Origin of the sequence: Enterobacter cloacae complex sp. P15RS, from assembly GCF_014895905.1 — a bacterium.
Classification (GTDB): Bacteria; Pseudomonadota; Gammaproteobacteria; order Enterobacterales; family Enterobacteriaceae; genus Enterobacter; species Enterobacter quasihormaechei.
This window is the reverse complement of the sequence record NZ_JADBQL010000010.1, coordinates 88,276-109,091: the sequence shown is the minus strand read 5'-3', so window position 1 is coordinate 109,091 and position 20,816 is coordinate 88,276. Positions and strand designations below refer to the sequence as shown.

Annotated in this window: 17 protein-coding genes and 1 pseudogene; 6 read left to right on the top strand and 12 right to left on the bottom strand. The window is 56.9% G+C overall.

Annotated features, from left to right (window positions below):
* Positions 1-231: 231 nt before the first annotated feature.
* A complete protein-coding gene (gene yihA / locus IM267_RS06900; protein WP_003861913.1) occupies positions 232-861 on the bottom strand; it encodes a ribosome biogenesis GTP-binding protein YihA/YsxC in 630 nt (209 codons plus the stop codon).
* Between the two features lie 299 nt (positions 862-1,160).
* On the opposite strand from yihA, the pseudogene IM267_RS21520 reads away from it, so the two are divergent.
* From IM267_RS21520 to hemN, 3 genes and pseudogenes are all read left to right on the top strand, one after another.
* Positions 1,161-1,247 (top strand): annotated as a pseudogene (locus IM267_RS21520) (hypothetical protein); the annotation flags it as partial.
* Positions 1,248-1,441: 194 nt separating this feature from the next.
* On the top strand, positions 1,442-1,957 hold the full coding sequence (gene yihI, locus IM267_RS06895) for a Der GTPase-activating protein YihI (RefSeq protein WP_006808729.1): 516 nt from the start codon (positions 1,442-1,444) through the stop codon (positions 1,955-1,957).
* Positions 1,958-2,145: 188 nt separating this feature from the next.
* A complete protein-coding gene (hemN, locus tag IM267_RS06890) occupies positions 2,146-3,519 on the top strand; it encodes an oxygen-independent coproporphyrinogen III oxidase (RefSeq protein ID WP_063865412.1) in 1,374 nt (457 codons plus the stop codon).
* Between the two features lie 100 nt (positions 3,520-3,619).
* On the opposite strand, the gene IM267_RS06885 is transcribed toward hemN, so the two are convergent.
* The 4 genes from IM267_RS06885 to glnA form a co-directional block, all read right to left on the bottom strand.
* Positions 3,620-3,730 carry a YshB family small membrane protein gene (locus IM267_RS06885; RefSeq protein WP_017382667.1) on the bottom strand — a complete coding sequence of 37 codons (111 nt, stop codon included), beginning with the start codon at positions 3,728-3,730 and terminating at the stop codon, positions 3,620-3,622.
* A gap of 108 nt (positions 3,731-3,838) precedes the next feature.
* Positions 3,839-5,251, bottom strand: coding sequence for a nitrogen regulation protein NR(I) (gene glnG, locus IM267_RS06880; protein ID WP_063449670.1), 1,413 nt, complete (start codon positions 5,249-5,251; stop codon positions 3,839-3,841).
* Positions 5,252-5,262: 11 nt separating this feature from the next.
* Entirely contained in the window at positions 5,263-6,312 is a 1,050-nt protein-coding gene (gene glnL / locus IM267_RS06875) for a nitrogen regulation protein NR(II) (protein WP_003861923.1), read from the bottom strand.
* Between the two features lie 167 nt (positions 6,313-6,479).
* Complete coding sequence (gene glnA, locus IM267_RS06870) at positions 6,480-7,889, bottom strand: glutamate--ammonia ligase (RefSeq protein ID WP_003861925.1); 1,410 nt, start codon at positions 7,887-7,889, stop codon at positions 6,480-6,482.
* Positions 7,890-8,266: 377 nt separating this feature from the next.
* On the opposite strand from glnA, the gene typA reads away from it, so the two are divergent.
* Positions 8,267-10,090, top strand: a complete 1,824-nt coding sequence (gene typA, locus IM267_RS06865; protein WP_006808726.1) for a ribosome-dependent GTPase TypA — start codon at positions 8,267-8,269, stop codon at positions 10,088-10,090.
* Positions 10,091-10,169: 79 nt separating this feature from the next.
* On the opposite strand, the gene ompL is transcribed toward typA, so the two are convergent.
* The 7 genes from ompL to yihU all read right to left on the bottom strand — a co-directional run bounded on the left by ompL (position 10,170) and on the right by yihU (position 18,907).
* Entirely contained in the window at positions 10,170-10,856 is a 687-nt protein-coding gene (ompL, locus tag IM267_RS06860) for a porin OmpL (protein WP_063865415.1), read from the bottom strand.
* Positions 10,857-10,930: 74 nt separating this feature from the next.
* Positions 10,931-12,355, bottom strand: a complete 1,425-nt coding sequence (locus tag IM267_RS06855) for an MFS transporter (protein ID WP_131637366.1) — start codon at positions 12,353-12,355, stop codon at positions 10,931-10,933.
* A 43-nt stretch (positions 12,356-12,398) separates the two neighbouring features.
* A complete protein-coding gene (locus IM267_RS06850) occupies positions 12,399-13,781 on the bottom strand; it encodes an MFS transporter (RefSeq protein ID WP_049138041.1) in 1,383 nt (460 codons plus the stop codon).
* A gap of 45 nt (positions 13,782-13,826) precedes the next feature.
* Positions 13,827-15,851 (bottom strand): alpha-glucosidase, encoded by a 2,025-nt coding sequence (locus IM267_RS06845; RefSeq protein WP_193033053.1) that lies wholly within the window; start codon positions 15,849-15,851, stop codon positions 13,827-13,829.
* 16 nt (positions 15,852-15,867) lie between these two features.
* Positions 15,868-17,109 carry a sulfoquinovose isomerase gene (yihS, locus tag IM267_RS06840; protein WP_193033052.1) on the bottom strand — a complete coding sequence of 414 codons (1,242 nt, stop codon included), beginning with the start codon at positions 17,107-17,109 and terminating at the stop codon, positions 15,868-15,870.
* A 14-nt stretch (positions 17,110-17,123) separates the two neighbouring features.
* Positions 17,124-17,999, bottom strand: a complete 876-nt coding sequence (gene yihT / locus IM267_RS06835) for a sulfofructosephosphate aldolase (protein ID WP_045260226.1) — start codon at positions 17,997-17,999, stop codon at positions 17,124-17,126.
* A 17-nt stretch (positions 18,000-18,016) separates the two neighbouring features.
* Complete coding sequence (yihU, locus tag IM267_RS06830) at positions 18,017-18,907, bottom strand: sulfolactaldehyde 3-reductase (protein ID WP_041911769.1); 891 nt, start codon at positions 18,905-18,907, stop codon at positions 18,017-18,019.
* A gap of 155 nt (positions 18,908-19,062) precedes the next feature.
* On the opposite strand from yihU, the gene IM267_RS06825 reads away from it, so the two are divergent.
* Entirely contained in the window at positions 19,063-19,959 is an 897-nt protein-coding gene (locus tag IM267_RS06825) for a sugar kinase (protein ID WP_193033051.1), read from the top strand.
* A gap of 34 nt (positions 19,960-19,993) precedes the next feature.
* Positions 19,994-20,794 carry a DeoR/GlpR family DNA-binding transcription regulator gene (locus IM267_RS06820; protein WP_063865422.1) on the top strand — a complete coding sequence of 267 codons (801 nt, stop codon included), beginning with the start codon at positions 19,994-19,996 and terminating at the stop codon, positions 20,792-20,794.
* Positions 20,795-20,816 lie beyond the last annotated feature (22 nt).

The following is a 20,816-nucleotide window of genomic DNA, read 5'->3' as shown; positions in this document are numbered from 1 at the left end:
TGTAAAGAATGAAAAAAAACTACAAAAAGTGCTTTTTCCAGCGATAAAAAAAGAGTAGAGTTAGCGATGTAGGGTACAGAGGTAAGATGTTCTATCTTTCAGACCTTTTACTTCACGTAATCGGATTTGGCTGAATATTTTAGCCGCCCCAGTCAGTAATGACTGGGGCGTTTTTTATTGCGGCAAGGAAAGTTTCGGGCGAAAAAAACGCGGTCATCGCCGCGCCTGTTGTTACTCTGCTTCCGCTTCTGTCGCCGGTTCCAGGTCGTTAAACCAGCTGTCGAGCTTCTGCCGCAGTTTGTCCACGCCCTGCTTTTTCAGCGAGGAGAACGGTTCAACCTGCACATCACCGTTGAATGCCAGCACCGCCTCACGAACCTTGTTCACCTGCGCCTTGCGCGCGCCGCTCGCCAGCTTATCCGCTTTTGTCAGCAGCACCAGCACCGCAATATCGCTTGCCACCGCCCAGTCAATCATCTGCTGGTCGAGATCTTTTAGCGGGTGTCGAATATCCATCAGCACCACCAGACCTTTCAGACACATGCGTTTTTCCAGGTATTCACCCAGTGCACGCTGCCATTTGATCTTCATCTCTTCCGGTACCTGCGCGTAACCGTAGCCCGGTAAGTCGACCAGGCGTTTTCCTTCAGCCACTTCAAACAGGTTAATCAGCTGAGTACGGCCAGGTGTTTTTGAGGTACGCGCCAGGTTTTTCTGATTGGTCAGCGTATTCAGGGCGCTGGATTTTCCCGCATTGGAGCGGCCAGCAAATGCCACTTCAATCCCTGTGTCTGAGGGCAGGTGGCGAATATCGGGCGCACTGGTGACAAAATGCGTCTGTTGGTAGTTCCAGGTAGTCACGTGGTCGTCTCCAAAAATCGTAATCTGCGGGGGATTATACCTGAATGCGGGCAAAAGGCTTTTCCCATCGTCATTGACCTGTAAGTAAAGACCTTACGGCGTGTGAGAGATCTGCCTTTATGTGTATGAGAAATTTAAGAGAAATCGCAGGCGCTAAAAGAATCAAAATATTAAAATTCAAAGAGTTAATAATGAGTAATTATCTGAAAATCCGGTTTAGTACCTTTTCGTTGCTTGTTAGTTTAAGAGAACAAGGTAAAGTGTGCGTCAAGGCGAGGATGCCAGCAGGATAACGACTTAAGGATAAGGGTCAGGAGCGCCAGGAGGCGAAGACTCAGGATTGTCAGGACGACCGGCGCCTGGAGGCGTTTTTAACAGGAAACGGAACCGTATCACGGACGGTAGTAGCCAAGGGATAAACAGGGTTTGTTGTAGGCAAACACGGAATGTCTGACCCGTTAAGGGTTGTGAGTCAGGAAAAAAGGCGACAGATTGCTCTGTCGCCTTTTTTCTTTGCTTGCTTTCTGCTAGATTTCGCCGCAATTCTATACTGAAGAAAACGACTTAAAGATAAAACATCATGAAAAAACCGACCTCCGCTGCGGGCGCGAAACGCCCTGCAAAAGCACGCCGCAAAACGCGCGAAGAACTGAATCAGGAAGCGCGCGATCGCAAACGCGATAAAAAACACCGTGGCCATGCTTCGGGTAGCCGTGCTAACGGTGGCGGTGCCGCAGGCGCTTCTGCAAAAGGCAAACAGCAGAAAGATCCTCGTATCGGCAGTAAAACTCCCATTCCACTGGGCGTGACAGACACGCCGGTCACTAAGCAGCACAAACCAAAGAGCGAGAAACCTATGCTTTCACCGCAGGCTGAGCTGGATATGCTGGAGAACGATGAGCGCCTGGACGCGCTGCTGGAACGTCTTGAAGAGGGTGAAACCCTGACCGCCGAAGAGCAGTCCTGGGTGGACGCCAAACTGGACCGCATTGATGAACTGATGCAAAAGCTGGGTCTGTCCTACGATGATGAAGAAGACGAAGAGGAAGACGAAAAGCAGGAAGATATGATGCGTCTGCTGAAAGGTGGAAACTAACATTTGCACCCGGCAGGTACACTCGTCCTGCTTATAACCCTTCCGGTTATATGTTATCTGGTGTGGTTATTCGTTAAACTACGGCGGTTGTCGCGGCGACAGAAGTGGCTGCGCACCCGAATGATGGCCCGCAACGGGACCAGAACGGGCCGCCGTATACGAACGCGACACCAACGGAAGGAGTGAGCATGTCTGTACCATCTATCGACTGGGATTTGGCCCTGATCCAGAAATATAACTATTCCGGGCCGCGTTATACTTCATACCCCACCGCGCTGGAGTTCTCTGACGCTTTCGGCGAGGCGGATTTTCAGCAGGCTGTCGCGCGCTACCCCGAGCGCCCGCTGTCGCTCTACGTCCATATTCCGTTCTGCCACAAGCTCTGCTACTTCTGCGGCTGCAATAAAATCGTTACCCGCCAGCAGCACAAAGCAGACCAATACCTCGATGCGCTAGAGCAGGAAATCCTGCACCGCGCACCGCTGTTTTCCGGGCGCCACGTCAGCCAGCTTCACTGGGGCGGCGGTACGCCAACCTACCTGAATAAAGCGCAAATTAGCCGCCTGATGACGCTGCTGCGCGAGAACTTCAGCTTCATCAACGACGCTGAAATCTCGATCGAGGTCGATCCGCGTGAAATCGAGCTGGATGTGCTCGATCATTTACGCGCCGAGGGCTTCAACCGCCTGAGCATGGGCGTGCAGGACTTCAACAAAGAAGTACAGCGCCTGGTCAACCGCGAGCAGGACGAAGCGTTTATCTTTGCCTTACTCAACCATGCGCGTGAAATCGGCTTTACCTCAACGAACATCGACCTGATATACGGCCTGCCGAAGCAGACGCCGGAGAGCTTTGCCTTCACGCTTAAACGCGTGGCTGAGCTCAACCCGGACCGCCTGAGCGTCTTTAACTATGCGCACCTGCCGACGCTGTTCGCCGCTCAGCGCAAAATCAAAGATGCGGATCTGCCTTCCGCCCAGCAGAAGCTGGACATTTTGCAGGAGACCATCGCCTCGCTGACCGAAACCGGCTATCAGTTTATCGGTATGGATCACTTTGCCCGTCCGGACGACGAGCTGGCGATTGCCCAGCGCGAAGGTGTTCTCCACCGTAACTTCCAGGGATACACCACTCAGGGCGATACCGATCTGCTCGGAATGGGCGTCTCCGCCATTAGCATGATTGGCGACTGCTACGCCCAGAACCAGAAAGAGCTGAAGCTGTACTATCAGCAGGTAGACGAAACCGGCAACGCGCTGTGGCGCGGCATCGCGTTAACGCGCGACGACTGCATCCGTCGTGATGTAATTAAGGCGCTGATCTGCAACTTCCGCCTCGATTTCAGCGAGGTGGCGTCGCAATGGGATCTGCACTTCAGCGATTACTTTGCCGAAGACCTGAAGCTTCTGGCGCCGCTGGCGAAAGACGGGCTGGTGGATGTGTCGGAGAGCGCGATTGAGGTCACGCCGAAAGGGCGTCTGTTGATTCGTAATATCTGCATGTGCTTCGACGCCTATCTGCGCCAGAAAGCGCGTATGCAGCAGTTCTCGCGGGTGATTTGAGCTGCAATGCCGGGTGGCGCTTCGCTTACCCGGCCTACATCTCGCACTTATGTAGGCCGGGTAAGGCAAAGCCGCCACCCGGCTTTTCCTCAACAGCTCGCTAGCTAAACAGCCCAACCAGCGCCGCACACAGCACCGCCGCAACGGCAGTTTGTGGCGTGTGGCTTTCCGCTGCTCCGCTCGAAAGCAAAGTCACTAATGATTCCAGCATGATGCTCCCCCAATTTCCGGGCACGATCATACAAAACTCATCGGAACAGTAAAGCGCAAAATAACGGCAATTTGCGCTCAATTAATCATCTTTACACTGCGGTAGAGATCACTCCATTCCCAGCTCTTTCAGCTTGCGCGTCAGGGTGTTTCGACCCCATCCCAGCAGGCGAGCCGCTTCCTGTTTGTGGCCCTGAGTATGACGAAGCGCGGTAGTCAACAGCGTGCGCTCCATCTCAGGCTGCGCTTCGGAGAGCAGATTTTGATGACCGGAACGCAGCGCGCGATCGGCCCACTGCGCCAGCAGAGTCGCCCAGCTGTCCGGCAGCGCATGTCCGGTGCTGCTTTCGGGCACGGTGGCTTCAAACAGTTCGGCAGGGAGATCCTGAATCAACACCTCCTGTCCGGCGGCCATCACGGTCAGCCAGCGGCAGGTGTTTTCCAGCTGACGCACGTTGCCCGGCCACGCCAGACGGGTGAGGGCGGCATCCGTTTCGGGGTGAAGCTGCTTGGCTTCCACGCCCAGCTCGCGGGCCGCCACTTGCAGGAAATGACGCGCCAGGCGCGGAATATCTTCCCGACGCTCGCGCAGCGGCGGCAGGTGCACGCGGATCACGTTCAGGCGGTGGAATAAATCCTCACGGAACTTGCCCTCCTGCACGCGCAGCTCCAGATTCTGGTGCGTCGCGGCGATAATACGCACGTCCACCTTCACCGGCGCGTAGCCGCCCACGCGGTAAAACTGACCATCTGCCAGTACGCGCAGCAGACGGGTCTGTACATCCAGCGGCATATCGCCGATTTCATCCAGGAAAAGCGTTCCACCGTCAGCCTGTTCAAAGCGTCCCTGACGAATGGTGTTCGCGCCGGTAAACGCCCCTTTTTCGTGGCCAAACAGTTCAGATTCAATCAAATCCTTGGGGATCGCTGCCATGTTGAGGGCGATAAAGGGTGCTTTTGCCCGCGGACTGTGGCGATGCAGGGCGTGCGCGACCAGCTCTTTACCGGTGCCCGATTCTCCGTTAATCAATACGCTGATGGACGACCGGGACAAACGCCCGATGATGCGGAACACGTCCTGCATGGCCGGCGCTTCACCGATGATGTCCGTCGTAGGCCCGAAATCCGGTGCGTGGCGGGGCTGCTGTTGCTCCTGATAGTGGCTGATGGCGCGTTCGACCAGAGCAACGGCTTCGTCGATATCAAACGGTTTTGGCAGGTAATCAAACGCCCCCTGCTGGTATGCGCTGACGGCGGCATCCAGGTCGGAGTGGGCGGTCATTATGATGACCGGAAGCATAGGGTGGCGCTGTTTGATCTGCTTTAAGAGCGCCAGTCCGTCCATTCCCGGCATGCGAATATCCGAGAGCAGCACGTCCGGCGTTTTGGTGGTAAGCGCATCGAGCACCTCGCTGCCGCTCTCAAACGTCGTGCAGCTTAATCCCGCTCCCGTGAGCGCGCGTTCAAGCACCCAACGGATGGAGCTATCGTCATCGACTACCCAGACTATCCCTCGTTGCATAAACGTCACCTTTATTTTTTAATCGGCAGGAAAACCGAAAACTCGGTATGTCCCGGCCAACTGGTAAATTCAATTTTGCCGGAGTGTTGGTCAATCAAATTACGGGCTATGGATAACCCCAGTCCGGTGCCGCCTTCGCGACCGCTGACCATCGGGTAGAACAGGGTGTCCTGAAGATGCGGCGGGATCCCCGGCCCGTTATCTTCCACGTCAATACGTGCCGCCAGACGATAACGCACGCCGTGCAGCGTCAGCTGGAACGCGGTGCGGGTACGCAGAATAATTTCGCCACCCTCCGGGCCCAGCGCCTGTAACGCGTTACGCACAATGTTCAACAGCACCTGTTCAATCTGGTCCGGATCGTGTGCCAGCTCCGGCAGGCTTGGGTCGTAATCACGCACCAGCGTGACGTTATCCGGCAGCTCCATAGAGACGAGTTTCACCACTCGCTCCGCAACTTTGTGAATGCTTTCTGAAACGTGCATCCCCGGCTGCTGTGGTCCGAGCAGACGATCGACCAGGTTACGCAGACGGTCCGCCTGCTCAATAATGACGTTGGTATACTCCGCCAGGGCAGGGTCAGGCAGCGCTTTGGTCAGGAGCTGTGCCGCACCGCGTAAGCCGCCCAGCGGGTTTTTAATCTCATGAGCCAGCCCGCGCACCAGGTCGCGCGCCGCAATCTGCTGCGCATGCTGAAGCTGCTCCTGGCTGAGACGACGCTGGTTATCCATCGGCGCCATTTCCAGCAGAATCATGCCATCCGGCAGGCGCTGGGCGGTGAGGGACAAAATATGCGAGCGTCCGTCAATCACCAGCGTCACTTCGTTATCGGTGAAGCCCTGGCCCGCCTGCAAACTCTCCTGCATCAGGCCAATATTCAGCGAGAAATAGCTCAGCAGTTCCGGCAGCGGCGTGCCAAACAGCTTACGGGCGCTTTGGGCGAGCAACTGCTGCGCCGCCGGGTTGGCGTAATGCACCGCCAGCTCGTCGTCGACCAGCAAAATACTGTTAATCAAAGAATTGAGGATCTGCCCAGCATCGGGCAGCGTGCCAGTTGCCATTCAGCAGTCTCCTGGAGTAGTTGCACTATTTTAGTGCAGTATAGCGTTTTAAAGGTAAAAAGCGCGTGAGATCAGGTTGTTGGTGGAGAAAAAAGCCCATCCGAAGATGGGCTAAAGTTTCCACGGCAACTACTCCCGACGCGAAAGCGCCGGGCAAAACAAATCAATTAAACGCTGTAGTACAGCTCGAACTCAACCGGGTGCGGCGTCATGCGAACGCGGTCGTTTTCTTCGGTACGCAGCGCGATGTAAGCGTCGATCGCTTCATCGGTGAACACGCCGCCAGCGGTCAGGAACTCGCGGTCTGCGTCCAGCGCTTGCAGGGCTTCTTCCAGAGAGCCGGCAACCTGTGGGATCTCTTTCGCTTCTTCTGGCGGCAGGTCGTACAGGTTTTTGTCCATTGCTTCGCCTGGGTGGATCTTGTTCTTGATACCGTCCAGACCGGCCATCAGCAGTGCTGCGAAGCACAGGTATGGGTTAGCCGCCGGGTCCGGGAAGCGCACTTCGATACGACGCGCTTTCGGAGACGCCACCACCGGGATACGAATAGATGCAGAACGGTTACGGGCAGAGTAAGCCAGCATCACCGGTGCTTCGTAGCCTGGGACCAGACGCTTGTAGGAGTTGGTGGTCGGGTTCGCCAGGGCGTTGATCGCTTTAGCGTGCTTGATAACACCGCCGATGTAGTGCAGCGCCTGCTCAGACAGACCCGCGTACTTGTCGCCAGAGAACAGGTTGGTGCCGTTCTTAGACAGGGACATGTGGCAGTGCATACCGGAACCGTTATCGCCGAACATTGGTTTTGGCATGAAGGTCGCGGTTTTACCGAAACGGTGCGCAACGTTGTGCACAACGTATTTGTAGATCTGAATCTCATCCGCTTTTTTGGTCATGGTGTTGAAGCGGGTAGCGATTTCGTTCTGGCCAGCCGTCGCCACTTCGTGGTGGTGCGCTTCAACAACCAGGCCCATCTCTTCCATGATCAGACACATGGTAGAACGGATGTCCTGTGAAGAATCGACCGGAGGAACCGGGAAGTAACCGCCTTTCACGCCAGGACGGTGACCTTTGTTACCGCCTTCGTATTTGGTGGAAGAGTTCCATGCGCCTTCGATGTCATCGATAGCCACGTGGGAGCCAGAAATGGAAGCACCAAAACGGATGTCGTCGAACAGGAAGAACTCTGGCTCTGGCCCGAACAGAACGGTGTCTGCGATGCCGGTAGAGCGCAGGTACTCTTCAGCGCGTTTTGCGATGGAGCGTGGGTCACGGTCATAGCCTTGCAGCGTGCCGGGTTCCAGGATATCGCAGCGGATGATCAGCGTAGGTTCTTCGTAGAACGGGTCAATGAGCGCAGTGGTTGCATCTGGCATCAGAACCATGTCGGATTCGTTGATGCCTTTCCAGCCGCCAATGGAGGAGCCGTCAAACATTTTGCCTTCTTCAAAGAATTCGGCGTTCACCTGATGAGCAGGGATCGTGACGTGCTGTTCTTTACCTTTGGTATCGGTGAAGCGCAGATCAACAAACTTCACTTCATGTTCGTTCAGCATCGTCAAAACGTGTTCAGCGGACATACTTAACTCTCCAGATTGGTCATTGTCGTCGTGGTAACGAGGTCTTCAAATCGGCTGGGCTGCCATATTTTTACTGTATTTCTGTAAAGCGAAATCTGTGCCAACTTTTAAAACACCCCCAAAAGGCGTTATCATGCGCACCATAGTGCAGAAGGGCTGCACCACATTGGATTCGTTGCACCATTATAGTGCTTCAATGTGAACATTGAGCACCATATTGGTGCAATTTACGTTAAAGTGCCCTTTTACCGCTCCGTGAAAGCGATCACAAAGCATCTCTGCAATACTTGTTTGCGGGGGATGTTTGTGATCCTGTTTTGTAGTGCGATTAATCCGTGTACAATAACGCGCTATTTCTAAATGCCTGAGGCAAAGTTGTGATCGAAAAATTGCGTAATATCGCCATCATCGCGCACGTCGACCATGGTAAAACTACCCTGGTTGATAAGCTGCTACAGCAGTCTGGTACGTTTGATGCTCGTGCCGAAACTCAAGAGCGTGTGATGGACTCCAACGATTTGGAGAAAGAGCGTGGGATTACCATCCTCGCCAAAAACACCGCTATCAAATGGAATGACTACCGTATCAACATCGTTGATACCCCAGGGCACGCCGACTTCGGTGGTGAAGTTGAGCGCGTGATGTCCATGGTGGATTCCGTGCTGCTGGTGGTTGACGCATTTGATGGCCCTATGCCGCAAACGCGCTTCGTGACCAAAAAAGCATTTGCCCACGGCCTGAAACCTATCGTTGTGATCAACAAGGTTGACCGTCCTGGCGCGCGTCCTGACTGGGTTGTTGACCAGGTATTCGACCTGTTCGTTAACCTCGACGCGACCGACGAGCAGCTGGACTTCCCTATCGTTTACGCCTCTGCGCTGAACGGTATCGCGGGTCTGGATCACGAAGACATGGCTGAAGACATGACTCCGCTGTACCAGACGATTGTTGACCGCGTTCCTGCGCCAAACGTTGACCTGGAAGGCACCCTGCAAATGCAGATCTCCCAGCTCGACTACAACAACTACGTTGGCGTAATCGGCATTGGTCGTATCAAGCGCGGTAAAGTGAAGCCTAACCAGCAGGTCACTATCATCGATAGCGAAGGCAAAACCCGTAACGGTAAAGTCGGTAAAGTTCTGACTCACCTGGGTCTTGAGCGTATCGAGAGCGACATCGCTGAAGCGGGCGACATCATCGCCATCACCGGTCTGGGTGAGCTGAACATCTCCGACACCATCTGCGATCCGCAGAACGTTGAAGCGCTGCCAGCCCTGTCCGTTGATGAACCAACCGTATCTATGTTCTTCAACGTCAACACCTCTCCGTTCTGTGGTAAAGAAGGTAAGTTCGTTACCTCTCGTCAGATCCTTGACCGCCTGAACAAAGAGCTGGTGCACAACGTTGCGCTGCGCGTTGAAGAAACTGAAGACGCTGATGCATTCCGCGTTTCCGGTCGTGGTGAGCTGCACCTGTCCGTTCTGATTGAAAACATGCGTCGTGAAGGTTTCGAGATGGCGGTTTCCCGTCCGAAAGTTATCTTCCGCGAAATCGATGGCCGTAAACAAGAGCCGTTCGAAAACGTAACGCTGGACGTTGAAGAGCAGCACCAGGGTTCTGTGATGCAGGCGCTGGGCGAGCGTAAAGGCGACCTGAAAAACATGAATCCAGATGGCAAAGGCCGCGTACGTCTCGACTACGTGATCCCAAGCCGTGGCCTGATCGGCTTCCGTTCTGAGTTCATGACCATGACCTCCGGTACGGGTCTGCTGTACTCCACCTTCAGCCACTACGACGACGTGCGTCCGGGCGAAGTGGGCCAGCGTAACAACGGCGTGCTGATCTCCAACGGTCAGGGTAAAGCGGTTGCGTTTGCGCTGTTCGGTTTGCAGGATCGCGGTAAGCTGTTCCTGGGTCACGGTGCTGAAGTTTACGAAGGCCAGATCATCGGTATTCACAGCCGTTCTAACGACCTGACGGTAAACTGCCTGACCGGTAAGAAACTGACCAACATGCGTGCGTCCGGTACTGACGAAGCAACGGTTCTGGTTCCACCGATCAAGATGACCCTGGAGCAGGCTCTGGAATTCATCGATGATGACGAACTGGTCGAAGTGACGCCTCAGTCAATTCGTATCCGTAAACGTCACCTGACCGAGAACGATCGTAAACGTGCTATGCGCGGTGCGAAAGAAGAGTAATTCGGTTATGCCGTAGGCCGGGTAAGCGCAAGCGCCACCCGGCAACGAAAAAGCCGCTGAGCGATCAGCGGCTTTTTTATTAGAACGAATACCGTAACCCTAACCGAATCCGGTACTGCTCGCGGTTGTAATCATTCCATCGGTCCAGCCACTGAAGCTCGAGGTACGGCAGCCAGTTTCTGTCGATCTTATAGCTGAACTTGTTGGTTATTTCCCAGTGATGGTCTTTGCCATTTTTGCTGTGGTAATCATTTATCCGCTGGAAAAAGTGCGGCTCAAAGGTGTAGAAAAACGCATCCGTCACTTTGAAATTCCAGTAGTTGGCGAATTCGTGCGTGTCGTTCTTATCCATCTGCCCGTTATAGTCCGGCGTATCGTAATTGTTACGGTTATAGCGATAGCGGAACGTCAGATTAAACCCGTCCGTGAATTTATAGTTGGTATCTAAATACACCGCGCCACCCGAACCGGCGCTGCTGTCGTTGATCAACCCGCCGGGCTGAAAGGTGAGTTTATCCGTCGGTTTAAAGAGCGGATACCACCCCTCTATTTCGTTATAGCTGTGCTTGAGCTCATCCCATCTCCCCACGTTGTAGGCGTTGGTGAACATCAGCCCCGCGCCCATATCGAAGTTATAGCCGGCACGCAGGATCACTTCGTGCAGCTCAGAGGCCGTATTGTAGGCTTCACGGGTTTCAACATAGGCCCCGGCGAATACCGGGCAGGACACAGACGACACGATCAGTACAGTGATGATTCTTTTCATAATTTGTCCATGTATCAGGTACAGAAAGGCCTCCCTCCTGATGAACAGGAAGGAAATACGGGCCGAATTTATTGTTATAAAGTGACTGCTGACGCTTTATTGTTGGATGTTATCTCAGGGGAATTCGCTGACTGTTTTTTCCGTTTTCCAATCTCCTCGATGATAAAGGCGAAGCGCGCTTCGTTGAGTTTATAAAACAGCCCCATGGTCACGGCGGCGATGATTGCCAGACCGCACGGCCAGAGGAAAATAAGCTGACGCAAACCCAGCAGCGTGCCCGCGCTCTGCACGGCGTGGGGAACGTAGCCGATCTGGGTCAGCATGATGCCAGGCAGGAAGCCGGCGAGGGCGGCGGAGATTTTGCGTGAGAAGGTGTAGCCGGTATAAACCGATCCCTCGGCGCGGATGCCGGTTTTCCACTCGCCGTAATCAACGGTATCCGGCACCAGCGCCCAGTTCAGGCTGTTTACAAATGCGGTGCCGAAAAAGGCCATGCAGGAAAAGAGCACGAACAGCAGGGAGCTGGTTCCCCAGAAGAAGTTCAGCACGTCGCCCACCGCCCACAGCGCCAGCCCGCCCAGATAGACGGGCTTCTTGCCAAAGCGCTTCACCGCGCCGGGCACCAGAAACACGCCAATCAGAATGCAGCCCATGCTGAAAAAGCCCATCCACGACAGTAAATGCAGATCGTTTAGCACGTACTGGGTGTAATAGACCTGAATCGCCAGCTTGATGTTAAACGCGGCGAGGGTGCAGAGGTTGGCGATGCACAGCACCAGCAGCGGCGGATTGCGGAAAATCGCGCAGAACGATTTCAGAATGCCGGGCTTATGGTGATCGGGCGTTATCTCGACGTAGCGCTCTTTCACCCCGCTGTAGCACCACCACATGCAGAACAGGCCGCCGGTGACGAACACCAGCGCGGCCACCAGATAGCCGAGAGAAGGCTGGCTGACGAACAGCGCCTGAATGGGCATAAAGCCGACGGTGCAGAGCAACAGCCCCACCGTTGCACCGCCCTGACGCCACGCGGCAAGCTGCGCGCGCTCGTTCGGGTTTTTGGTGATAGCCGGCACCATCGCACCGTAGGCACAGTTCATCAGGCTGTAGCAGAGCCCAAACATCATGAACAGCACGGTGGCGATAGCCGTTTTGACCGTCAGGCTAAAGTCGTTGGCCATAAACTGCGCCGTCGCGACCAGCGCCACCGGCACGGAGGCATACAAAATGAATGGCCGGAATTTTCCCCGCGCGCCGATGTTTCGCCGGGAATCCAGCAGCACCCCGGTAAGCATGTCGGTAAAGGCGGTAAAAAACTTTGCCACCAGGAAAATAATGCCGCCGTAGAACGCGGGCATCCCCAGTTCATCGGTGTAAAACTTCAGCAGGTACAGCGTGCCAATACACAGCATCAGATTCGAGCCAAAATCGCCCATCCCGTAGGCGCACTTCTCTCGCAGGCTCAATTTCAGGGTTAACGGATCAGTATTGTGTGTCATGGTCGATCCTCAGAGCGCCCCGCAGGGCGCTCTATCACGTCATTTATGCCGTACGTTTGCGCAGTTCGATCTCTTCCACGATGCGCACATACATCTTCTCGTTGAGGTTGTAGAAGCAGCCCATCGCCACGATGGTGATGACCGCCAGCAGGCTCGGGTAGATAAATATCAGCTGCCGCAGCCCTTCAACCGTCCCGGCGGACTGCACCACGTTGGGCACATAGCCGATCTGCGTGAGCATGATCCCCGGGAAGAAGCCCGCCAGCGCCTGCGAGACCTTACGGAAGAAGGTAAAGCCGGTATAGACCGTCCCCTCGGAGCGTACGCCGGTGCGCCACTCGCCGTATTCCACGGTATCGGACACCAGCGCCCAGTTCAGGCTGTTCACGAACGCGGAGCCGAAGAACGCCAGGCAGGAGAACGCCACAAAGCTCACCGAGCCGCCGCCGAAGAAGTAGTTGAGCAGATCGCCCGCCACCCAAATCATCAGCCCGCTGATGTAGACCTTTTTCTTGCCGAAGCGCCGCACCGCGCCGGGCATCATAAAGACGCCGATAAAAATACAGCCCATGCTGAAGAAGCCCATGTACGACAGCAGGATCGGGTCGTTCAGCACGTACTGCGTGTAGTAGACCTGAATGGCGAGCTTAACGTTAAACGCGCCCAGCGTGCACAGGTTCGCGATGCACAGGATAAACAGCGGACGGTTCCCGGCAATGGCGCGAAACGACTGCAACAGCCCCGGCTTTTGCGCCGGGTTAGCAGGCTGCGTCTCGACGTAACGCTCGGTGACGCCCTTATAGCACCACCACATAAAGAACAGCCCGAACAGCGAGAAGAGGGTGGCGGCAAAGATGTAGCCAAGCTGGTCGTTACCTTCAATCAGGTTCATCACCGGGACAAAGCCCACCGTACAGAGCAACAGGCCGAGCGTGGCGCCGCCCTGACGCCAGGCCGCCAGCGAGGCGCGCTCGTCCGGGTTTTTGGTGATGGCGGGCACCATCGCGCCGTAAGAGCAGTTCATCATGCTGAAGAACAGGCCGTACAGCATGAACAGCACCGTCGCCATCACCGTTTTGCCGGTCATCTCAAATGGCGTACCGACGAAGTTGGCAATCGCCAGTAAGGTCACCGGGAAGGCGGCATACAGCACGAACGGGCGGAATTTCCCTTTCGGGCCAATTTTGCGCCGGGAGTCGAGCATGATCCCGGTGCCCATATCGGTGAAGGCGGTAAAGAATTTGGCAATCAGGAAGATGATCCCGCCGTAGGTGCCGGGCAGCCCCAGCACGTCGGTGTAAAACTTCAGCAAATAGAGCGTGCCGATATCCAGCAGGATGTTAGAGCCGAGATCGCCCATCCCGTAGGCGAGTTTTTCTTTAAACGGCAGGCGTAGGGTTGCCGGATCGGAAGTATGTTGACTCATTATTGTTCTCCGTCTGCCCGCAGGTTTCCCTGCGGGCGAGCCTTATCAGATATCACGTAAGGTGCTAAACAGATCTGCCCATTCGCTGTGCTGGCGATAGAAGACCGGCGGTTTGCCGATCGGGGCATCAACGGTCACGTCACCGCCCTGGCAGATTTCCCCCGTCCACGCATTGACCCAGCTGTCCTGCGGCAGATAGAGCGACCAGTCCCGGCGGCCCTCTTCATGAACCGGTGCCACCAGCAGATCGCGGCCAAACAGGTACTGGTATTTCAGCGTGTAGGCGCGCGCGTCGTCCTCGTAGTGCAGGAACAGCGGACGCATCACCGGCAGGCCGCTTTTCGCGTTTTGCGCGACCGCAGCTTTGATGTACGGCTTCAGGGTGGTGAACACGGTGGTCATGCGCGCGAAGTGCGCGATGGTTTCCGCATCGCCGTCGAACTGCCAGTTGTCGCCAGGGCGGTTGCCCTCGTGGGTACGCATCATCGGCGTAAAGGCGCTGAAGTCGCACCAGCGCAGGAGCAGCTCCTTGCTGCGCTTCATCTCGAACAGGGTGGTATAGCCGCCGATGTCGCTGTGGTGCAGGCCGTGCCCGGTCATCGCCAGAGACAGAGCCGCGGGCACGACGGACGCCAGACCGTCGTCCAGGCTCCAGTCAACGTTTTGATCCCCCGCCCACATCATCACCGAGTGCTTCTGGCTGCCGGTATAGCCCGCGCGCATGAAGAACAGGATCTCCCCGAGCTTGCCGGTCTCTTCCAGCGCCTCGTAGTTACACTTCGCCCACAGGGCAGGCCAGGCGTTATGCATGATCTCCGCGCTCACGCCGTTGTGCAGGAAGGTATCGGTCGGCAGATATTCCCCGAAATCGGCCATCCAGCCGCCGCAGCCCAGCTCGATCAGGTTCTTTTTAATGACCTCTTTGTACCAGCCGTAGGCTTCCGGGTTGGTCAGGTCGATAACGCCCGCGTAGAACTCGCCGAATTCAACGTGGTAGTCCTCACCGTCGGCGTTTTTGGTCAGATAGCCGCGTTTCGCCGCCTCTTCGCAGAGATCTTTATCGCTGGCGACGTACGGGTTGATATAGGAGAGGAACTGTACGCCCTCCTGCTTCCACTGCCCGATCCGCTCGTCAAGCTGCGGATAGAGCTCGCTGTTCCACTTCCAGTTCCACATCACGCGTTTGCCGAAGGAGGTCATGCGGATGCCGGACCAGTCCTGCGCCCAGATGCCGTTCACATTCACGCCGCCCTCGCGCATGGCGTTGAGCTTCTGCTGGCACACCTCGGTGCCGCCCTGGATGCCCAGCGTCACGCCGTCGTACACCCAGTCCGGCAGCTCAGGCTGACGCCCCAGCAGGCCGGTCAGTTTTTCCAGCAGATCGACGTAGGTTTGTGCACATTCGAAGCGCAGCGTGGCGTTATCTTCCCAGAACGCCAGCTCGTGGAAGTCCGGCGCGCTGAAGTCAAAGTTCATGTAGCAGCTGTTATCTACGTGGCAGTAATACTTCTGGGTGCTCACGAAGGTAGGCTGCGGGAAAAAGGTCCAGTAGTAATCGCCGCCCGCGTTCTCTTTGCAGTCGGCCTGCCAGGTGACGTAGGTCTGCTTGTTGCGGCCCACGCCCTGCTCGCTGGTCCACAGCGGGAACGGCTTGCCGCGCAGATCGAAGTACGAGAACTGCTCGCCGCAGCCGTAGATATGATCTTCCGGCTGCGCCGCCAGCCGCAGCCAGATGCGGTTATGGCCGGGAGCATCATTTTTCAGCTTCAGCTCCAGACGGCCTTCCGCATCCACGCCCACCAGCAGCGTGGCGCTCACCGCATCGCCGCGGGTAAAGCGGATCGCCCAGCCCGCGCTTTGCTGCGTGACGGTCGCGTCCGTCAGGGCAATCTTTTCGTTGAGCTTGTCTTTAATGCTGAAATTGCCGCGAAACATCTCGATATCGGCCTCGCCTGCTCCGATCCACAGGCAAGGCGCTTCTTCGGAGTGGGACAAAATCAGGCGATCCTGCCAGCGCAGGGTGAAGCCACGTTCGTTATTTTTCAGGTCAATATTGTGTAGGGTACGCATAAAAACTCCGTCTTCATTATTTGGCCTGGCTGTCCAGCGATCCGGCGGCGACGGCAGGCGCTAAGCCCGGCGCCAGCGGCAGGCGGGGGATCACCAGGCAGTGCAGCAGATGGTAAATATCCTGCTTGCCGTCCCAGACTTTGGTGGTCACTTCGTTATTGGTGTCCAGCTCCTGCCACCAGGAACCGTTTTCGTAATCCATCAGGTACGTGATGCAGTAATCCCACCACTTCTGATACCAGGCTTCGTACTGCGCTTCGCCGGTCACGGTATAGAGGGCATAGGCCGTGCCCATCGCCTCGACGATTGGCCAGCGCACGCGTTCGCGAACGATAGGCTTGCCGTCCCAGCCCACGGAGTAGACAAACCCGTCGGCGCCGTCGGGTGCCCAGGCGTCGCGGATGGTGGCGTGGAACAGGCCTTTCGCATCTTCCAGCAGCCACTCCGGCGGGGTTTCAAAGCGCGCTTCCAGCGCGGCGCGCAGGTGCAGCATCAGGCGGCCCCACTCAATCCAGTGTCCCGGCGTGCCGCCGTAAGCGCGGAAGCGGTGAGCAGGGTTATCGATGTTGTAATCGCGGATCGGGTTCCAGTCGGTGTCGAAATGCTCGTTAACGCGATACTCACCTTTGCGCGCCACGTCGTGAATAATCACCGAGGCGATGCGCAGGGCGCGGTCGAGCCACTTACGATCGTGAGTTACGTCATAGACAATCAGGAAGGCTTCCACGGCGTGCATGTTGGCGTTACCGCCGCGGTAATCTTCCGTTTTGCTGAAGGCTTCATCCCAGGACTCAAGGCACATTTGCTCCTGTTCGCTCCAGAAGTAGCGCTCAATCACCTCGATGGCATCGTCCAGCAGCTTGCGTGCCTGCGGGTGTCCGGTGGTGACGGCGCTCGCCGCGCCCAGCAGGACGAAGAAGTGCTGATAGCCCTGCTTGGAGGCATCCATTACGCCTTCATCGTTTACGCAGGCGTACCAGCCGCCGTGCTGTTTGTCGCGCAGCGGGCCGTTGAGAGCATTAATGCCGTGCTCAACCAGGGCATACGCGCCGGGACGGCCCATGTTCGCCGCCACCGCGTACACGTGCAGCATGCGGGCGGTGATCCACAGGTGGGTACCCATATCGCTGCGCACCTGCCCGTTATTGCCCAGCCAGCCAAAGCCGGTCGGTACGGCGGCGTTTTTGCCGAAATCAAGAATGCGGTCGGTCTCTTGTTCGAGCCAGCGGTTGTGGCTCAGGGTGTTAAACCATTTCATGTTCGGGTCCTTTCTTAACGGCGAGCCATCATTTCGTCGACGATCTCACCCAGACGCTGAAGTTTTGGTACGGAAATATCACGCAGCATCAGCTCGGTATCCGGCAGGCCAATCACCGAGGACCAGACGGCGCGACCGGCTAAAAAGCCCGATGCCCCCGCCTGCATCGCCACGCTCACGGCGCGCGGGAACAGCTTATCGTCCACGCCGGAGGAGAGGATCACCCACGGCATGGCGATGTTCTCGTTCAGCTTCTGCGAGGCCGCCAGCAGTTCCTGCTGCGTGCCCTTGCCAAACAGCGGCATCTCCACCTTGTAGAGGTCGGCACCGCTGTCGCCCAGCTCTTTCGCCGCATCGATAATCGCCTGTTCGCGGTTAAATTCGGCTCCGCGACGCGGCGGACGCACCACCGGCTCGATAATGCTCAGCAGCCCGTTGTCGTGGCACAGCGTATTGAACGCTTTCACCATCTCCAGGCGCTGCTGCGGATCTTCATCGCTACGCCACAGCACCAGCAGCTTGAGCGCCTTGCCGCCGTCGCGTTTGACCGCCTGAGCGTCGATGCTTTTGTCGATCACCACGCTGTCGACCGGAATACCGTTTCCCGGAATGAACTCGTCGGCGGCCACAATCATCGCGCAGCTGTTGGCTACGGCCTGCTGCTCGACAATCTGGCGATAGCAGAACTGCTGGTCGACGAGGATCGCAGAGGCGTACGGCGACAGAATTTTCGCCGCGTTGACCTTAAAATCCGTCAGGTGCTGGTCGGTTACCGGCACCGGCGCGCCTGCGGCGGCAAACATCAGGCGCATCGCTTCGCGCTGATCCACGGCCAGCATTGCAAAACCGCCGGAAGGTCGGGTGATATCTTTCAGGGTGTACATCGTCATTCCTCAGTCCTTTCGTATCAGTGTGATTTTTTCAGCCCGGCAGATGCGCGAACCTGTTCAAGAATGGCCGTCCAGTCTTCGCGCCCGCGCCCGGCGGCGCGAGCCTGGTTGTATACTTCGCGGGACGCCGCGCCCAGCGGCATCGGAACGTGGAGCTGGTTAGCCACGTCCAGGGCGATCCCCAGATCTTTATGTGCAAGGTCGATCATGAAGGCGGGTGAAAGATCCCCTTTCAGTACCTTGTTCGGCCATGATGTGGTGAAGTGGCCTTTACCCGCCGGCGTGCCGCTCATCACCTTCAGCGCCACGTCAAAGGAGAGGCCAAGCGCTTCACACAGTACCGCCGCCTCGGCGGAAAGCGCGTTCAGGGCGATGCTCATGTAGTTATTGATGAGCTTCACGCGGATGCCCATGCCCGGCCCGCCGGCGTTAATCAGCTCATTGCCCATCGCCATTAAGACGGGGGTGGCGCGTTCCACCTGCTGCGCGGTGCCGCCCGCCAGCAGGAGCAGCGTGCCGGCGATGGCATGGTCAGACGTGCGTCCCACGGGCACGTCCATCAGGCTGAAGCCGCGCTCAGCCATGTCGCGGATCAGCGCGTCGGTTTGCAGCGGGTGGATGGTGGACATATCAATCACCAGCGCGTCGCGGGATAACCCTTCGCACACGCCGTGCTCGCCGAACAGTACGCTGCGCACCAGGTCGCCGTTTGGCAGCATGGTAATGACGAATTCGGCGTCCGTTGCGGCCTGAGCGGGCGTAGCCGCCGCCCGTGCACCGCTCTCCACCAGCGCCTGAACCGCCTGCGGGTTCACATCAAAGACGTTAAGCTGGTGACCTTGCTTCAACAGATTCTTCGCCATTGGCGCGCCCATCTGCCCTAAACCGATAAATGCGATTGCTGACATGCCTCTCTCCTGTCACATCGTGTCAATTTCTGCGCGTTTGTGTTGTCTGTTTTTGATCGTATTTGTAATTTATAGTCAAAAAATTGACACGGGTCACTTTTTAAACATTTGGTGAAATTAAAATGAAGGCATCAGAAATCGCAGAAGGAATCACCATGACTCGCATCGTTTGTGTCGGCATTACCGTGCTGGATCGCATCTGGTATCTCGATGATTTACCGAAAGAAGGTGGGAAATATGTCGCAAAAGACTACACGGAAGTGGGCGGCGGCCCGGCGGCCACGGCGGCGGTGGCAGCGGCAAAGCTGGGTGCTGAAGTGGATTTTATTGGCCGGGTGGGGGACGACGATACCGGCAGACGGCTGCTCGCGGAGCTGGAATCCCTGGGGGTGAACACCCGCTATACGCGCGTGTTTAACGGTGCCCGATCGTCACAATCGGCGGTGCTGGTGGATGGCAGCGGGGAGCGCGTTATAGCGAATTACCCCAGCCCCGATCTCCCTGCCGAGGCAGACTGGCTGCATGAAATCGACTTCTCCCAGTGGGATATTGTATTAGCAGACGTGCGCTGGCATGACGGGGCAAAACAGGCATTTACCCTGGCCCGTCAGCAGGGTGTACCGACGGTGCTTGATGCGGATGTCACCCCGCAGGATATCGCGGAGCTGATCGCCTTAAGCGACCACGCGGCCTTCTCCGCGCCGGGGCTGCGCCGCCTTACGCAGCGGGACGAAACAGAAAATGCCCTCAGAAAAGCACAAACGCTCACAAATGGACATGTGTATGTCACGCAGGGGCGAGAGGGCTGCTTCTGGCTGGAAAATGACACGCTATGTCATCAGCCTGGCTTTGAGGTGAACGTCATTGATACCACCGGCGCGGGCGACGTTTTCCACGGTGCGCTGGCGCTCAGCCTGGGACAGCAATCCACCGCCGCAGACGCCGTGCGTTTTGCCAGCGCCGTCGCAGCGCTGAAATGCACAAAGCCCGGCGGGCGCGCAGGTATACCCGACTGTGATCAAACCCGCTCTTTTTTGTCACTTTTTGTATAAAATGCGGGGCGTGATGGTTTTCAGAGGACAGCCCATGAGCCTTACCGAACTGACCGGCAACCCGCGTCACGATCAGCTGCTGACGCTGATTGCCGATCGTGGCTATATGAACATTGATGAACTGGCGCAGCTGCTGGACGTGTCGACGCAAACGGTGCGCCGGGATATCCGTAAGCTCAGCGAGCAGGGGCTGATTACGCGTCATCATGGCGGCGCGGGCAGGGCGTCCAGCGTGGTAAATACGGCGTTCGAGCAGCGCGAAGTCTCGCTGACCGAAGAGAAGCGGGCGATTGCCGAGGCGATTGCGGACTATATTCCCGATGGCTCGACCATCTTCATCACCATCGGGACCACCGTGGAGCACGTTGCCCGGGCGCTGCTTAACCATAATCATCTGCGCATCATCACCAACAGCCTGCGGGTGGCGCATATTCTGTATAAGAACCCGCGCTTTGAAGTGATGGTGCCGGGCGGCACGCTGCGCCCGCACAACGGCGGCATTATCGGCCCGGCGGCGACGGCGTTTGTGTCGGGCTTTCGGGCGGACTATCTCGTGACCAGCGTCGGGGCAATTGAACACGACGGCGCGATGATGGAATTTGACGTCAACGAAGCCAGCGTGGTGAAAACCATGATTGCCCACTCCCGCCACATTTTACTGGCGGCCGATCATACGAAATACCACGCCTCCGCGGCGGTTGAAATTGGCAACGTGGCGCAGGCGACGGCGCTGTTCACCGATGAGCTGCCCGGCTCGGCGCTGCAAAACCACCTTAAATCCAGCAAGGTTGAGGTTGTCGAAGTCAATTCCGGAGAAGAGCAGCAGGCTGGCTGACCTTCTGATGGCCCGATATATC

Excerpts from the sequence above, each read along its gene's own strand:
- yihS (WP_193033052.1), bottom strand. The coding sequence starts at position 17,109 with ATGAAATGGTTTAACACCCTGAGCCACAACCGCTGGCTCGAACAAGAG.
- IM267_RS06825 (WP_193033051.1), top strand. The coding sequence starts at position 19,063 with ATGACTCGCATCGTTTGTGTCGGCATTACCGTGCTGGATCGCATCTGG.
- yihT (WP_045260226.1), bottom strand. The coding sequence starts at position 17,999 with ATGACGATGTACACCCTGAAAGATATCACCCGACCTTCCGGCGGTTTT.
- glnL (WP_003861923.1), bottom strand. The coding sequence starts at position 6,312 with ATGGCAACTGGCACGCTGCCCGATGCTGGGCAGATCCTCAATTCTTTG.
- IM267_RS06850 (WP_049138041.1), bottom strand. The coding sequence starts at position 13,781 with ATGAGTCAACATACTTCCGATCCGGCAACCCTACGCCTGCCGTTTAAA.
- IM267_RS06885 (WP_017382667.1), bottom strand. The coding sequence starts at position 3,730 with ATGCTGGAATCATTAGTGACTTTGCTTTCGAGCGGAGCAGCGGAAAGC.
- ompL (WP_063865415.1), bottom strand. The coding sequence starts at position 10,856 with ATGAAAAGAATCATCACTGTACTGATCGTGTCGTCTGTGTCCTGCCCG.
- hemN (WP_063865412.1), top strand. The coding sequence starts at position 2,146 with ATGTCTGTACCATCTATCGACTGGGATTTGGCCCTGATCCAGAAATAT.
- IM267_RS06820 (WP_063865422.1), top strand. The coding sequence starts at position 19,994 with ATGAGCCTTACCGAACTGACCGGCAACCCGCGTCACGATCAGCTGCTG.
- yihU (WP_041911769.1), bottom strand. The coding sequence starts at position 18,907 with ATGTCAGCAATCGCATTTATCGGTTTAGGGCAGATGGGCGCGCCAATG.
- glnG (WP_063449670.1), bottom strand. The coding sequence starts at position 5,251 with ATGCAACGAGGGATAGTCTGGGTAGTCGATGACGATAGCTCCATCCGT.
- IM267_RS06845 (WP_193033053.1), bottom strand. The coding sequence starts at position 15,851 with ATGCGTACCCTACACAATATTGACCTGAAAAATAACGAACGTGGCTTC.
- yihI (WP_006808729.1), top strand. The coding sequence starts at position 1,442 with ATGAAAAAACCGACCTCCGCTGCGGGCGCGAAACGCCCTGCAAAAGCA.
- glnA (WP_003861925.1), bottom strand. The coding sequence starts at position 7,889 with ATGTCCGCTGAACACGTTTTGACGATGCTGAACGAACATGAAGTGAAG.
- IM267_RS06855 (WP_131637366.1), bottom strand. The coding sequence starts at position 12,355 with ATGACACACAATACTGATCCGTTAACCCTGAAATTGAGCCTGCGAGAG.